Origin of the sequence: Actinacidiphila sp. DG2A-62, assembly GCF_035825295.1 — a bacterium.
In the GTDB taxonomy this organism is placed as follows: Bacteria; Actinomycetota; Actinomycetes; order Streptomycetales; family Streptomycetaceae; genus Actinacidiphila.
Genome location: NZ_JAYMGI010000002.1, coordinates 7,126,977 through 7,141,310, shown reverse-complemented (window position 1 = coordinate 7,141,310; position 14,334 = coordinate 7,126,977). Strand labels below are relative to the sequence as shown.

General features: G+C 75.1%; 11 protein-coding genes. 7 read left to right on the top strand and 4 right to left on the bottom strand.

The features are described 5' to 3' along the window. Position 1: 1 nt before the first annotated feature. Both VSR01_RS31760 and VSR01_RS31755 read right to left on the bottom strand, forming a co-directional pair. Positions 2-769: a hypothetical protein gene (locus VSR01_RS31760; protein ID WP_326452452.1), complete on the bottom strand. Its 768-nt coding sequence runs from the start codon at positions 767-769 to the stop codon at positions 2-4. A 5-nt stretch (positions 770-774) separates the two neighbouring features. Further along, positions 775-2,115 carry an AfsR/SARP family transcriptional regulator gene (locus tag VSR01_RS31755; RefSeq protein WP_326452451.1) on the bottom strand — a complete coding sequence of 447 codons (1,341 nt, stop codon included), beginning with the start codon at positions 2,113-2,115 and terminating at the stop codon, positions 775-777. 525 nt (positions 2,116-2,640) lie between these two features. Between VSR01_RS31755 and VSR01_RS31750 the strand changes: the two genes are divergently transcribed. The 4 genes from VSR01_RS31750 (at position 2,641) to gcl (ending at position 7,908) form a co-directional block, all read left to right on the top strand. Continuing rightward, positions 2,641-3,459 (top strand): TIM barrel protein, encoded by an 819-nt coding sequence (locus tag VSR01_RS31750; protein ID WP_326452450.1) that lies wholly within the window; start codon positions 2,641-2,643, stop codon positions 3,457-3,459. A 191-nt stretch (positions 3,460-3,650) separates the two neighbouring features. Beyond that, a complete protein-coding gene (locus VSR01_RS31745) occupies positions 3,651-4,550 on the top strand; it encodes a 2-hydroxy-3-oxopropionate reductase (protein ID WP_326452449.1) in 900 nt (299 codons plus the stop codon). A 268-nt stretch (positions 4,551-4,818) separates the two neighbouring features. Beyond that, complete coding sequence (locus VSR01_RS31740; RefSeq protein WP_326452448.1) at positions 4,819-5,721, top strand: hypothetical protein; 903 nt, start codon at positions 4,819-4,821, stop codon at positions 5,719-5,721. Between the two features lie 402 nt (positions 5,722-6,123). Further along, the gene (gene gcl / locus VSR01_RS31735) at positions 6,124-7,908 is read left to right on the top strand and encodes a glyoxylate carboligase (protein WP_326452447.1); all 1,785 of its coding nucleotides are present in this window, start codon (positions 6,124-6,126) and stop codon (positions 7,906-7,908) included. On the opposite strand, the gene VSR01_RS31730 is transcribed toward gcl, so the two are convergent. Both VSR01_RS31730 and VSR01_RS31725 read right to left on the bottom strand, forming a co-directional pair. Beyond that, positions 7,892-9,505: an AMP-binding protein gene (locus VSR01_RS31730; RefSeq protein ID WP_326452446.1), complete on the bottom strand. Its 1,614-nt coding sequence runs from the start codon at positions 9,503-9,505 to the stop codon at positions 7,892-7,894. The genes gcl and VSR01_RS31730 overlap by 17 nt on opposite strands. Further along, entirely contained in the window at positions 9,502-11,223 is a 1,722-nt protein-coding gene (locus VSR01_RS31725) for an AMP-binding protein (RefSeq protein ID WP_326452445.1), read from the bottom strand. Before VSR01_RS31725 ends, VSR01_RS31730 begins: the two co-directional genes overlap by 4 nt. Positions 11,224-11,348: 125 nt before the next feature. On the opposite strand from VSR01_RS31725, the gene VSR01_RS31720 reads away from it, so the two are divergent. The 3 genes from VSR01_RS31720 to VSR01_RS31710 are packed head-to-tail and all read left to right on the top strand — an operon-like array spanning position 11,349 to position 14,241. Beyond that, positions 11,349-12,221 carry a helix-turn-helix transcriptional regulator gene (locus tag VSR01_RS31720; RefSeq protein WP_326452444.1) on the top strand — a complete coding sequence of 291 codons (873 nt, stop codon included), beginning with the start codon at positions 11,349-11,351 and terminating at the stop codon, positions 12,219-12,221. 50 nt (positions 12,222-12,271) lie between these two features. Beyond that, a complete protein-coding gene (locus VSR01_RS31715) occupies positions 12,272-13,627 on the top strand; it encodes an MFS transporter (protein WP_326452443.1) in 1,356 nt (451 codons plus the stop codon). Then, positions 13,624-14,241, top strand: coding sequence for a hypothetical protein (locus VSR01_RS31710; protein ID WP_326452442.1), 618 nt, complete (start codon positions 13,624-13,626; stop codon positions 14,239-14,241). The genes VSR01_RS31715 and VSR01_RS31710 overlap by 4 nt, the downstream gene beginning before the upstream one ends. Positions 14,242-14,334: the final 93 nt, after the last annotated feature.

Here is a 14,334-nt window from a genome sequence, read left to right as displayed (position 1 = left end):
GTCACGCCTCCGTGGGGTGCAGGTCTGCCGCGGCGCCGGGCCGGGGGGTGTGGGGGGTGCGCCGGGCCGACCGGGCGCGGGCGCCGACGCCGTCCTCGGCGGCCGCGCGGGTGAAGGTCCTGAGCAGTTCGTGCATCCGGTAGTGGCCGCGGGGGCCCTCCTGCAGCAGCCCGGCGCCGACCAGCCCGTCCAGCACGCGTTCGCCGGTCAGCACCCCGTCGCTCCCGGGGACGCCCGGTTCCGCGACAGACGCGGCCTCGGCGCCCTGCCCGTGGGCGGCCGCCGCGCCGGGGGCGGCGTCGGAGCCGGCGCCCGGCCCGGCGGGGTGACCGCCGGGGGCGGAAGCCTGGGCCGCGCCCGGTCCGTACGTCGGGGCGCCGGGCTCGGCGACGTCGCTGCCGCCCTGCTCGACGGGGTGGCCACCGGCGGCGTCCGCCGGAGGGCCGGCGGCGGCGCCGGGTACGGGCTCGGCAGCGGAAACGGTTCCGGCGCCGGCCCGGGCCTCGGGTCCGGCCACGGGCGCCGGGCCGTCGCCGGCTCCGCGCGGCGGGACGGAAGCGCCGCCCGCGGTCTGCGGCGGCCGGGCCCGGAACGCGGCGTCCTGCGCGTCCGGGGCGGTGCCGCGCGCGAACGGCGCGGCAGGCTCGGACGCCGGGCCGGAGGGGACGCCGGGCGCCGGGTCCTCCCGAACGCCGTGGGCGTCGCGCGAGGTGTGGGCGTCGCCGGCGACGCGCGCCGAACCCGCCGCGCCAGCGCTTCCCGCGCCCACCGCGCTCACCGCACTCGCCGCGGACGCGTCGCCGGACGCCGGGCCGGGCCCCGTACCGTCCGCGGGCGCCGGCGCCGGCGCACCGGAGCCGTACGGCGATCCGCCCCGCCCCGCGGGCGCGGCCGGGAATCCCGCCGCCGCGCCGTCCGCCTGCCGCGCGGCGTACCCGTGGCCGGGCGCGGCAGCGCCGTAGCCCGGCGGCGGCGTTCCCGGGCCGGCCGGACCGACGTCGGGACCCGCCGGAGCCGTACCGGTGTCGGCGGCCGGACCCGAACCGCCGAGCGCCGCACCGGACTCCGCGGCGGCGTGGCCGTCACCACCCGCCGCAGCGGCGGCGTTGACCGGCCCGGCCCCCGAACCGCCGCGCACAGCGCCCGCGTCGGCCGCCCCGAGGCCGGGCGCGTCGGCGACCGGACCCGGCGGCAGCGTCCCGGCGGGGAGCGGCTGGGGCCGGCGGTCGCCGGGATCGCGGCGGGGGCGGAGGGGAGCGCGGGCGCGGCGGGGGCGGAGGGTGCGGAGGGGAGCGGGGGGGCGGGATCGCCTCTGAGGATGTCGAGTTCGAGGCGCTGGAGCTGGGGGCCGGGGTCCACGCCGAGTTGTTCGGCGAGGCGGCGCTTGGTCCTGCGGTACTCCGCGAGCGCCTCCGCGCGGCGGCCGGTGCGGCGCAGCGCCTCCATGAGCTGCTCGGTGAAGCGTTCGTGCAGCGGGTACTGCCGGGCCGCCGCGCCGATCTCGGCGAGCGCCTCGCGGTGCCGGCCGCGCGCCAGCTCCAGCTCGAAGACGCGCTCGATGGCCCGCAGCCATTCCTCGCGCAGCCGCGGCACCTCGTCGCGGTGCAGGAGTTCGGAGTGCACATTGGCCATCAGCGGCGGCTGCCACAGAGCCAGCGCCGCGCGCAGCAGCTCTAATTCGTTCTCCGGGTCCCGGCTGGAATACGCCCGGTCCAGCAGCCCGCGGAACTCGACCAGGTCGAGGGTCGCCGCGTCCGCGATCAGGCGGTAACCGCCGGGAACAGCCTGGATGGCATCGGGGGCGATGCCGTATTTGCCGAACAGCCGGCGCAGCCTGAGTACGCAACTGTGCAAAGCGGATTTCGCCTGGGCGGGCGGCCTGGCACCCCAGATGACGCGTTGCAGGAATTCCGCGGAGACCACGGAATTCGCGTGCAGCAGCAATGCCGCGAGAAGTGCGGCGGGGCGGGAGGGTTGCAGCGCGACGGACTCCGTGCCGTCGCCGACGGTCAGCATGCCCAGCACGGTGAACCGTGCCGCCGAGCCCGTTCCTGACGTCCCCCGCTCGCTTCCCTCAGCACCTTCGCCCGAGGTCAGCGCGGTATTCAACGACATCTGCCACAAGTCGTCCGCGCCCGCGCGCGCGTCAGCCGTGCGTTCATGTTCCACCGTCCCCGTGAACCAGAGCGACAGGCGCAGCCAGGCCGTGGTGAGCCGGGCGGTGCGAGTGGCCGGATCCGGCCACACCTATCGGCGAGTCGCGAACGACAGTACGACAGCAGCTTTACCTTGTCCAGAGGAAAGCGGAACAGGTTTCAGTCCCGCCGGGCGAGCCCGAAGGGTAAGCAAACGGACATTCTTCGCAGTATTACGGGAGCATGAATGCCGCTTTTCCGGAAGCGGATCACCGGGGATCTTTTAAGTCAGTGCGACCTGACAAGAAATCTCCCCGCCGGGGTTGCTTCCAGAGGTCTCTACCTTTCGGCCACGACGGGCGCCCACCACCTCTCCCCGGACCGGCCCCGCGCGCGCCGACCCCGGTCCCCGGCCCAGGTGGGGCCCTTGACAGCACACGGAAGCCTGCTTGACTGTTCCGCACATCAGAAGTGAACTTCCGCGATACGGAAGGCAGGCATCCCCGTGAGTTTCGCCGCCGAGCGGTTCGACGTGAACCTCTCGATCCTGTTCACCGAACTCCCGTTGCTGGAGCGGCCCGCCGCCGCGGCCGCGGCCGGCTTCGACGCGGTCGAGCTGTGGTGGCCGTGGCCGGACGACCCCACTCCCCCGCGCTCGGCGCTCGACGGCCTGCGCGCGGCGCTGGAGTCGGCCGGCACCCGGCTGGTGGGCCTCAACTTCTACGCCGGGCGGCTGCCGGGGCCGGACCGCGGCGCGCTGTCGGTCCCCGGCCGCGAGTCCGACCGCTTCCGGGCCAACGTCGAGGTGGCCGCCGCCCTCGCCGCGTCCGTCGGCTGCACCGCGCTCAACGCCCTCTACGGCAACCGCGTGGACGGCGTCGACCCGGCCGAGCAGGACGCCCTGGCGCTGGAGAATCTGGTGCTGGCCGCGCGTGCCGCCGACGACGCCGGCGCGGTGCTGCTCGTCGAGGCGCTCAACGCCAGGGAGTCGCCGCGCTGCCCGCTGGTGAGCGCGGACGCCGCGGTGGAGCTGGTCCGGCGGGTCAACGACGCCTCCGGGCTCGACAACGCCCGCTTCCTGCTGGACCTGTACCACCTGTCGATGAACGGCGAGGACCTGCCCGCGGTGATCGAGCGGTACGCGGAGCTGACCGCGCACGTGCAGATCGCCGACGATCCGGGCCGCGGCGCGCCCGGCACGGGGGCGCTCCCGCTGGCCGACCTCCTCGGCCGGCTCCGCGCGCGCGGCTACCGCGGCTGGACCGGCCTGGAGTACAAGCCCTCCGCGCGGGGCTCGGCGGCCTCCTTCGACTGGCTGCGCTGACCTCGGCGCCGCCGCCCCTGGCCCGCGCCTCCCTGGCCGCGCCGAACCCAGCCGCGAGGGCCCGCCGCAACGCCGCCGCGAGGCCCGCCGCAACGCCGCCGTCGCAAGGACCCGCCGCAACGGCCCCGCCGCACCTGCCGGGACGGCACGCCGCGCACCCGCCACCCCACCCCGTACGAAAGGCCGGACGTATGACCACCGCACTGCCCAAGGTCGCCTGGATCGGGCTCGGGATCATGGGATCGCCCATGTCCGAGAACCTGCTCAGGGCCGGATACGACGTCACCGGCTTCACGCTGGAGCCGGAGAAGCTGCGCCGTCTGGCCGACCGCGGCGGCACCGCCGCCGCCTCCGTCGCCGAGGCCGTCGCGGACGCCGATGTGATCGTCACCATGGTCCCCGCCTCACCGCAGGTGGAGGCGGTCGCGTACGGCGACGACGGCGTCCTCGCGCACGCCCGGCGCGGCGCGCTGCTGATCGACACCTCCTCGATCACCCCGCAGACCTCGATCGACCTGGCGCGGGCCGCGAAGCGGCGCGGCATCCGGGTGCTGGACGCGCCGGTCTCGGGCGGCGAGGCCGGCGCGGTGGAGGCGGTGCTGTCCATCATGGTCGGCGGGGAGCGGGCCGACTTCGAGGAGGCGCGACCGCTGCTCGGCGCGCTCGGCAGCACCGTGGTGCACTGCGGTCCGCACGGCGCGGGCCAGACCGTGAAGGCCGCCAACCAGCTGATCGTCGCGGTGAACATCCAGGCGTGCGCGGAGGCGGTGGTCTTCCTGGAGAAGTCCGGCGTGGACCTGCGCGCCGCGCTGGAGGTCCTCGGCGGCGGACTGGCCGGCTCGACCGTGCTGGCCCGCAAGAAGGACAACTTCCTGGACCGCTCCTTCGCCCCGGGCTTCCGGATCGACCTGCACCACAAGGACATGGGCATCGTGACCGACGCGGCCCGCGCGGTCGGCGCCGCGCTGCCGGTCGGCTCGCTGGTGGCGAGCCTGGTCGCCGCGCTGCGCGCGCAGGGCGACGGCGGTCTGGACCACTCGGCGCTGCTGCGCGGCGTCGAGCGGCTGTCCGGGCTGCCCGTCGCCGGCTGAACCGGCCCGCTCCGCGGCCCCCTGAACCCGTCCGGCGGTGCGTGACACCACGTCGCGCCCAGCGCACCGCCGGGCGGCGCCAACGGCCCCCGCGGCGGCGGCAGGTGAGCGGTGGTCAGCGCGGCGCGGACGGCCCGGCCGGACGGGAGGACACGGACGTTTCGTCACGGACTGTTCGGGTACGGCCCCGGCGGCGCGGACTTCCTGCACTATGGACGGACGACCACCCGCGGCCCGACCAGCCGCGGCCGACGGGGGAGTTCGAGCCATGGCTGAGAGCGTGCACGTGAGCTGTCCGGCCTGCGGACGCGAGCACGGCTACAGCGCGCCGACGTTCCCCTGCGCGTGCGGTACGCCGCTGGCGCCGCCGATCCGGCGCGGCGCCGCACCGGTGCTGGTGCGGCACCGCTCGTGGGAGGACTCGTGGGTACGCCTTCGCTGCCCGGACTGCGGGCGCACCGACCAGTGGCCGCAGCCGGAGTTCGACTGCGCGTGCGGCGCGCTGGTCCGGCTGCCCGTGGCGGGTGCGGACGAGAGCGCCGGGTCCGGTGAGGGGACCGCGGAACCGGCGGGCGACGCGGCCTCACGCCCGGCGGACCCGAGCGCCCCCGCGTCGGCCACGGCCTCCGCGGCGCCCGCGGCGCCCGCGGCCCCCACCGCCGCGTCCCCGCCCACCGCGGCCGTCACCCCGGCCGGGCCCGTCGTGCCCGGCGCGCCCGCCGCGTACACCGCGGGCCGCTCCGCCGCGCCCGAGCCGGCCGGGCAGGCGCCCCCGCCGCCGACCCCGCGACCGCCGTTCCACCCGGTGACGATCCGCACCGCGCGCGACGCGCTGACCGCGGCCGCGCAGTACCTGAAGTGGCTCGGCTTCGCCGAGGTGCGGCTGGCCGGCGACCGCACCGCCAACGGCATCGACCTGCGCGGGGACGGCCTGGTGGCGCAGGTCGACCCGGCCACGCTGCCGACGCCGCTGCGCGAGGTGGAGTGCCTCTGGCTGAACTGCGCGCACGAGGACGCGGTGGGCGCGTTCTTCTCGCTGGCCGGCTACGCGCACGACGCCCGGATGCGCGCCGACCAGTTGGGCGTGCCGCTGTTCGTGATGGACCTCACCGGCACGCCGCAGCCGGTCAACGACGCCGCCGACGAGCTGATCAGGCGCGGCCCGGCCTGACCGCCCCGCCCGACCCGCCCGGCCCGCGCCGCCCCGAGACGCCCCGGGAGGCCCCGCGCGCCCCGGGAGGCCCCTCCCCGAGCCCGTCTCCGCGAGGCACCCACCCGCACACGCCCCCGCGACACACCCTCCGCCCGCCCCCGCGGACACCCGCGCACGCCCCGACGACGCCCGGCCGCGGCCACCGCGCGCCGGGCGTCCGCGCGTCGTCGGCTCCCGGCCCGGTCCGCGCTCCCGGCCCGGTCCGCGCTCCCGGGTCCCCGCGGCCACCGCTACCGCCACCGCACCGGCTCCCCCCGCACCCCCGCACCCTTGACTCCCCTCTCACCCCCGCTTACGTTCATTCCGTACAACAGAAGTCAGTTTCCGTATTGCGGAATTGAAGCCGAGCCGGGAGTCCTCATGCCCCGTATGACCGCCGCCCGCGCGGCCGTGGAGATCCTCCGACTGGAAGGCGTGGACGCCGCGTTCGGCGTGCCCGGCGCCGCGATCAACCCCTTCTACGCCGCGCTGGAAGCGGCCGGCGGCATCCGGCACACGCTCGCCCGGCACGTCGAGGGCGCCTCGCACATGGCCGAGGGCTACACCCGCGCCCGGGCCGGCAACATCGGCGTGTGCGTCGGCACGTCGGGCCCGGCCGGCACCGACATGATCACCGGCCTGTACTCCGCGTCCGGCGACTCGGTGCCGATCCTGTGCATCACCGGCCAGGCGCCCACGGCGATGCTGCACAAGGAGGACTTCCAGGCCGTCGACATCGCGGCGATCGCCGCGCCGGTCTGCAAGAAGGCGACCACCGTGCGGGAGGCCGCACAGGTGCCGGGCGTCTTCCAGCAGGCGTTCCACCTGATGCGCTCGGGCCGCCCGGGACCGGTGCTGATCGACCTGCCGGTCGACGTGCAGCAGACCGAGATCGACTTCGACCCGCAGACGTACCGCCCGCTGCCGGTCTACCGGCCGACCGCCTCGCGCGCGCAGATCGAGAAGGCGATGTCGTACCTGCTGGCGTCGGAGCGCCCGCTGATCGTGGCCGGCGGCGGGGTGATCGGCGCCGACGCGTGCGACCTGCTGGTGGAGTTCGCCGAGCTGACCGGCACCCCGGTGGTGCCGACGCTGATGGGCTGGGGCGCGATCCCCGACGACCACGAGCTGAACGCCGGCATGGTCGGCCTGCAGACCTCGCACCGCTACGGCAACGCGACCTTCCTCGCCTCGGACTGCGTGCTCGGCATCGGCAACCGCTGGGCCAACCGGCACACCGGCTACCGGCTGGACGTCTACCGGGCCGGCCGCACCTTCGTGCACGTGGACGTCGAGCCCACCCAGATCGGCCGGATCTTCCCGCCCGACTACGGGATAGCCTCGGACGCCCGCGCCGCGCTCGCCCTCTTCGTGGAGGTCGCCAAGGAGCTGAAGGCGGCCGGCGCCCTGCCCGACCGCTCCGAGTGGATCGCCTCCCACCTGGCGCGCAAGGGTTCACTGCAGCGGCGCACGCACTTCGACGACATCCCGATGAAGCCGCAGCGGGTGTACGAGGAGATGAACCGCGCCTTCGGCCGCGACACCCGCTACGTCACCACCATCGGCCTGTCGCAGATCGCCGGCGCCCAGCTGCTGCACGTCCACCGGCCGCGGCACTGGATCAACTGCGGGCAGGCCGGGCCGCTCGGCTGGACGATCCCGGCCGCGCTCGGCGTGGCGACCGCCGACCCCGGCGCCGAGGTGGTGGCGCTGTCCGGAGACTACGACTTCCAGTTCATGATCGAGGAGCTGGCGGTCGGCGCGCAGCACCGCGTCCCGTACGTGCACGTGGTCGTCAACAACAGCTATCTGGGGCTGATCCGGCAGGCGCAGACCGGTCTGGGCATCGACTTCCAGGTCAACCTGGAGTTCGAGAACGTCAACTCGCCCGAGCTGGGCGGCTACGGCGTCGACCACGTGAAGGTGGCCGAGGGGCTGGGCTGCAAGGCGATCCGGGTCACCGACCCGGCCGAGCTGGGCGCCGCCTTCGCGCGGGCCCGCGACCTGGCCGCCGAGCACCGGGTGCCGGTGGTGGTGGAGGCGATCCTGGAGCGGATCACCGACATCGCGATGTCGACCACGGCCGACATCTCCGACGTCACCGAGTACGAGGAGACGGCCACCGAGCCCGGCCACGCCCCGACCGCGGTCATCCCGCTGCGCTGAAGCCCTCCCGCAGCTCCACCTTGCGGACCTTGCCGCTGACCGTCATCGGGAAGGCGTCGAGGACGCGCAGGTGGCGCGGGACCTTGTAGTGGGCGATCCGGCCGCGGCAGAAGTCGGCGATCTCGGCGAGCGTGGGCGGGTCGTCGGGGTCGCGCGGGATCACACAGGCCAGCACCTCCTCGCCGTAGCGCTCATCGGGCACCCCGACCACCTGCACGTCGGAGATCTTGGGGTGGGTGTAGAGGAACTCCTCGACCTCGCGCGGGTAGACGTTCTCGCCGCCGCGGATCACCACGTCCTTGATCCGGCCGACCACCGCGAGGTAGCCGTCGTCGTGCATCACCGCGAGGTCGCCGGTGTGCATCCAGCGGGCCGCGTCGACCGCCTCGGCTGTGCGCTCGGGCTCGTTCCAGTAGCCCAGCATCACCGAGTACCCGCGGGTGCACAGCTCACCCGGGGTACCGCGCTCCACGGTGACGCCGCTGGTAGGGTCCACCACCTTCACCTCGATGTGCGGCAGCGCCCGTCCGACGGTCCCGGTGCGGTGCTCCAGGTCGTCGTCGCGGCGGGTCTGGGTGGACACCGGCGAGGTCTCGGTCATGCCGTAGCAGATGGACACCTCGGCCATGTGCATCTCGGCCATCACCCGTTTCATCACCTCGACCGGGCACGGCGAGCCGGCCATGATGCCGGTGCGCAGGCTGGACAGGTCGTAGGAGTCGAAGTCGGGCAGGCCCAGCTCGGCGATGAACATCGTCGGCACCCCGTACAGCGAGGTGCAGCGCTCCTGCTGGACCGCGCGCAGCGTCGCCGCCGGGTCGAAGGACGGCGCGGGGATCACGATGCAGGCGCCGTGCGAGGTCACGCCGAGGTTGCCCATCACCATGCCGAAGCAGTGGTAGAAGGGCACCGGCAGGCACACCCGGTCCTGCTCGGTGTAGCCGATGGTGCCGCCCACGAAGTAGCCGTTGTTGAGGATGTTGTGGTGGGAGAGGGTGGCGCCCTTGGGGAAGCCGGTGGTGCCCGAGGTGTACTGGATGTTGACCGGCTCGTCGCAGCTGAGCCGCGCCTCGGCGGCGGCCAGGAAGCCCGGGTCCAGGTCGGCGCCGGCCGTGGTCAGTTCGTCCCAGGCCGGCTCGCCAATGTGGATCACCTCGCGCAACTCCGGGCAGGCGTCCCGCACTTGCGCGGCCATCGCGCGGTAGTCGCTGCCGTGGTGCTCGGTGGAGGCGATCAGCACCGCGACCGCCGACTGTCTGAGCACGTACTCCAACTCGTGCACGCGGTAGGCGGGGTTGATGTTCACCATGATCGCGCCGAGCCGGGCGGTGGCGTACTGGACGAACACCCACTCGGGGCAGTTGACCGCCCATATGCCGACCCGGTCGCCCTTGGCGACGCCGTGGGCGGCCAGGCCCCTGGCGACGTCGTCGACGGCCCGGCCGAACTCGGCGTAGGTCCAGCGCCGTCCGCTGGGCACGTCGACCAGCGCGTCGCGGTCGGGGTGGGCGGCCACCGCCCGGTCGAGGTTGCGGCCTATGGTGTCCCCGAGCAGCGGGGCGCCGCCGGTGCCGTGCGCGTACGAGGGTCGGCTCACCTGTAGTCCTCCTCGTGGTACTCCCTGCTGCCGTCGTGCATGGTCGCCTCGCGCAGTTCGATCCGGCGGATCTTGCCGGAGACGGTCTTGGGCAGGTCGGCGAACTCCAGCCGCCTGATGCGCTTGTAGGGGGCGAGCACCGCGCGCGAGTGCGCGAAGATCGCCTTCGCGGTCTGCCCGTCGGCCGGCCAGCCGCCGGCGAGCACCACGTACGCCTTGGGCACCGACAGCCGCAGGTCGTCGGGGGCGGGCACCACGGCCGCCTCGGCGACCGCCTCGTGCTCCAGCAGCGCGCTCTCCAGCTCGAACGGGGAGATCTTGTAGTCCGAGGACTTGAAGACGTCGTCGGAGCGGCCGACGTAGGTGATCCAGCCGTCGGCGTCGCGGCGGCCGATGTCCCCGGTGTGGTAGTAACCGCCGCTCATCGCCTCGGCGGTGCGCTCCGGGTCGCCGGCGTATCCGGTCATCAGGCCGACCGGGCGCTCGGTGAGGTCGAGGCAGATCTCGCCCTCGTCGGCCGGGCGTCCGGTGGCGGGGTCGACCAGCACCACCTCGTAGCCGGGTGTGGGGCGGCCCATGGAGCCGGGTCTGACCTGCTGGCCGGGGGTGTTGGCGACCTGCACCGCGGTCTCGGTCTGGCCGAAGCCGTCCCTGATCCGTACCCCCCAGGCGCGTTCGACGTGCTCGATGACCTCGGGGTTGAGCGGCTCGCCGGCCGCGACCGCCTCGCGCGGCGGGGTGCGCAGGCCGCTGAGGTCGGCCTGGATCAGCATCCGCCAGACCGTCGGCGGCGCGCAGAAGCTGGTGACGCCCGCGCGGTCCATCGCCGCCATCAGCCGGCCGGCGTCGAAGCGGGTGTAGTTGTGGACGAAGACCGTCGCCTCGGCGTTCCACGGCGCGAACAGGCTGGACCAGGCGTGCTTGGCCCAGCCGGGCGAGGAGATGTTGAGGTGCACGTCGCCGGGGCGCAGCCCGATCCAGTACATGGTGGCGAGGTGGCCCACCGGGTACGACAGGTGGGTGTGCTCGACGAGTTTGGGCCGGGCGGTGGTGCCGGAGGTGAAGTACAGCATCAGAGGATCACTCGAACGAGTGCTGCCGTCGGGGGCGAAGTCGGCGGGCGCGGCGTACGCGTCCTCGTAGCGCAGCCAGCCGTCCGCGGTGTCCCCCACCGCGCCGGCGCCGCCGTCCGCGGCGGGCGCGGCGCCGACCGCGATGCGCGTGTAGTCGCCGGGGACCTCGGCGAACTTCGCGGTGTCGGCGGCGCGGACGACCGCGTGCCGGGCCCGGCCGCGGTCGATGCGGTCGCGCAGGTCGGCGGGCCCGAGCAGCGGCGTGGCGGGGATGACCACCGCGCGCAGCTTCATCGCGGCCAGCGCGGTCTCCCACTGCTCGGGCTGGTTGCCGAGCATGACGAGCACCCGGTCGCCGGCGCGCACGCCCCGGGCGCGCAGCCAGCCGGCGACGCGGGAGCTGCGCTCGGCCATCTCCCGGAAGGAGATCCGCGTCTCGCCGCCGTCCTCCTCGGTGATCCACAGCGCGGTCCGCGGTCCGGTCACGGGGTCGGCGGCGATCACGTCGAACCAGTCGAGGGCCCAGTTGAAGTGCTCGGGGCGCGGCCAGCGGAAGGCGGAGCGGGCGGCTGCGTAGTCCTCGCGGAAGCCGAGCAGGAGGTCTCTGGCGGCTCGGAAGGCCCCGGTCGCTTCGGATGCCGCCATGTGTCCTCCTCGTAACGGACTCCTGGGTGAGGACTCCTGAGTAGCATCGTGCTGCGGGTGACGCGGATCTCACCACCCCCGGAAGGGGGTGGGCGGACCGCTTGAGACGGGCTGGAGTGGTCGCGATGGACGGCGGGCGCGGAGAAGCGGTCGAGGTGCGGGCGGCGCTGCTGAGAATGCGCAGGTCGGGGCTGCTGCCGGTGGCGTTCGGCGGCCTGGTGCCCAGCGCCGGCCAGCAAGCGGGCCACGGCGCGCGGCACTTCCGGATCACCGAGCTGTCCGGCGCGAGCACGGACTCGCTGCGCGGCCTCGCCATCACCACCGGCAACGGCCTGGGCGGCAAGTCGCTGGCGATGGGCCGCCCGTACACCGTGACCGACTACCGCACCTCACGGGTGATCAGTCACGAGTACGACGCGGCGGTCGCCGCCGAGGGGCTGCGGTCGGTGCTCGCGGTGCCGATCGTGGTGCACCGGCGGGTGCGCGGGGTGCTGTACGGCGCGCTGCGCCAGCCGTACGCGCTCGGCGACCGGCCGATGGCGATGGCCCTGGACGCGGCGCGCGAGCTGGAACAGGCGCTGGCGATACGGGACGAGGCGCACCGGCTGCTGTCGTACGCGCAGCCGCCGGCCACCTCCGACCCGCGGGCGTGGGAGGAGGTCAGGGAGGCGCACGCGGAGCTGCGGGCGCTGGCCGGCCGCATCCCGGACATGCACCTGCGGCAGGAGCTGCTCAGCGCGTGCGCGCGGCTGGCCGGCGCCTCCACCGGGGCCGCGCCGACCGCGCCGCCGCCGGCCGCGCCGCCGCAGCTGACGCCGCGCGAGCTGGACGTGCTCGCCTCGGTGGCGTCGGGCGCGACCAACGCGGTGGCCGCGGAGCGGCTGCGGCTACGGCCGGAGACGGTCAAGAGCTATCTGCGCTCCGCGATGCGGAAGTTGGGGGCGCACACCCGGCTGGAAGCGGTGGTCGCGGCGCGCCGCGCGGGCCTGCTGCCGTAGGCTCTGCGGGCATGGCCCGCAGGACGCGTGATCGAATCGGCGGCAGCTAGATGCCGCGGCCGGCAGCGTCGCTGCTCGCGCTGACCGTGGGGTGCGTGCTGGCCGACTCCGCGGTGGTCACCCTCGCGCTGCCGGAGATCCTGCAGCGGCTGAACGGCACGGTGGGCCAGGTCGCCTGGGTGCTGATCGCGTTCAACCTCGTGCTCGCGGTGGCGGCCGGTCCGGCCGCGCGGTCGTGCCGGCGGCGTGATCCGGCGGTGCTGGCCGCGGCGGGCATCGCGGTGTTCGCCGGGGCCTCGGCGCTGTGCGCGGTGGCCGGTTCGCTGGGGGTGCTGATCGCCGCGCGGTGCGTGCAGGCCGCGGGCGGCGCCTTCGCGGTCGTCGGCAGCCTGCGACTCCTGGTCGACGAGCTGGACGAGCGGCGCGGGACGGCCTGGTGGATCGCCGCCGGGGTGTTCGGGACCGCCGTGGGGCCGGTGGCCGGCGGGCTGCTGACCGACGCGTTCTCCTGGCGGTCGATCTTCGTCGTCCAGGTGCCGATCGCCGCGCTGGCCGTCCCGACCGCGCTCGCGAGACGCCGCGGGAAGGGGCGGCGAAGCGTCGAGGACGCCCCGCGGCACAGCGTGCGGATCAGGCCGAACATCGCGCTGGCGCTGCTGTCGGCGGCGCTGACCGCCGCGCTGTTCCTGTTCGTGCTGCTGCTGGTCGACGGCTGGCGGCGGTCGCCGGCCGTGGCCGCCGTGACGGTCTCGGTGATCCCGCTCGCGGCGCTGCTCGCCCGGCCCCTGGCGCGGGTGCTGCGCTCGGGGCCGGACGCGGAGACGGCGGCGGGCTGCCTGCTCATCGCGGGCGGCCTGGCCGCGCTGGCGCTGCTGCCGTCGGCCCGGCTCGGCTGGACGGTCGGGCCCCAGGCGCTCGTCGGGCTGGGGCTCGGGCTGACGCTGGACCGGCTGACCGTCCAGGCGATGCGCGACCGCACGCCGCAGGCGCTGCACGGCGGCTGGACCATCGCGGCCCGGCACGCCGGGGTGGTGCTCGGACTCGCGCTGCTCACACCGGTGTTCGCCGCGGACCTGCGCGACGCGCAGGCGCCCGCGCAGGACGCCGTCACCGCGCTCGTCCTGGACGCCCCGCTGCGCGCCCAGGACAAGGTCTCCCTCGCCCGCGGCCTGGTCCGCCAGCTCAGGCAGGAGGGCGGCCGGGTGCCCGATCTGCACCCGGCGTTCGCGCAGTTGACGCTGCCCGCCGCGGAGAAGCCGGCGGCCGCGCGGCTCGAACGCGACCTGGATGCGCAGCTCGAACGCGCCGCCACCCACGCCTTCCGCGACGCCTTCCTGATCGGCGCCGCGCTCGCCCTGGCCGCGCTGCTGACCCTGGTCCCGGCGCCCCGGCGGGGCGAGCGGTGAACCGGGCGGGCCGGCTGCGCGCCGCGGCGCTCCCCGCGCTGGCCGCGGCGCTGGCGGGCGGTCTGCTGGGCGTCCAACTGGCCTTCGGCGGCGGGCACTACAGTCCGCTGCGCCCGGCCGACCCGTGCGTCAGGCGGCCGGTCGCCTCGGTCTCGACCGGCATCGACGCCCTGGTCGAGCAGCTCGTCCTGATCGGCCTGGACGACGCGGCCTGCCGGCTCGGCACCTCCCGCGAGGCCCTCACCCTGGAGCTGGCCGGGCCCGGCGCCCGCACGGACGCGCAGATCGACGCGCTGCGGGCCGGGCTGCTCGGCGCCGTCGACCGGCTGAAGGCCGAGGGCCGGCTGCCCCGCCCCTCGCAGCTCACCGACGAAGCGGTGGACGACTCGCACCTCAACGGCTTCCTCAAGGCTGCGATCCGCCTGATCCCCGGCTCCCTCATCGACAGCTCCCTCACCACGGACGACATCCTGCGCCGCACCGTCCGCGGCCTCGACCTGCGCACCCTGCTCTCCCACCTCGACGACAGCCACGACCTGACCTCGCAGATCGACTCGGCCGTCGAGAAGGCGGTCCGGGACGCGCTGGTCGCCCGCCTCCGCTCCCTGCTGTGAGCGCCGGGCGTCCCATCCGCGCCGTGGGCCACGGCGACGGGAGGGTTCGGGACGCCTCGCAGACCCGCCGTCCGCCGGCAGCGGAACAGCGGA

Excerpts from the sequence above, each read along its gene's own strand:
- VSR01_RS31720 (WP_326452444.1), top strand. The coding sequence starts at position 11,349 with ATGGACGGCGGGCGCGGAGAAGCGGTCGAGGTGCGGGCGGCGCTGCTG.
- VSR01_RS31740 (WP_326452448.1), top strand. The coding sequence starts at position 4,819 with ATGGCTGAGAGCGTGCACGTGAGCTGTCCGGCCTGCGGACGCGAGCAC.
- gcl (WP_326452447.1), top strand. The coding sequence starts at position 6,124 with ATGCCCCGTATGACCGCCGCCCGCGCGGCCGTGGAGATCCTCCGACTG.
- VSR01_RS31745 (WP_326452449.1), top strand. The coding sequence starts at position 3,651 with ATGACCACCGCACTGCCCAAGGTCGCCTGGATCGGGCTCGGGATCATG.
- VSR01_RS31755 (WP_326452451.1), bottom strand. The coding sequence starts at position 2,115 with ATGTCGTTGAATACCGCGCTGACCTCGGGCGAAGGTGCTGAGGGAAGC.
- VSR01_RS31715 (WP_326452443.1), top strand. The coding sequence starts at position 12,272 with ATGCCGCGGCCGGCAGCGTCGCTGCTCGCGCTGACCGTGGGGTGCGTG.
- VSR01_RS31725 (WP_326452445.1), bottom strand. The coding sequence starts at position 11,223 with ATGGCGGCATCCGAAGCGACCGGGGCCTTCCGAGCCGCCAGAGACCTC.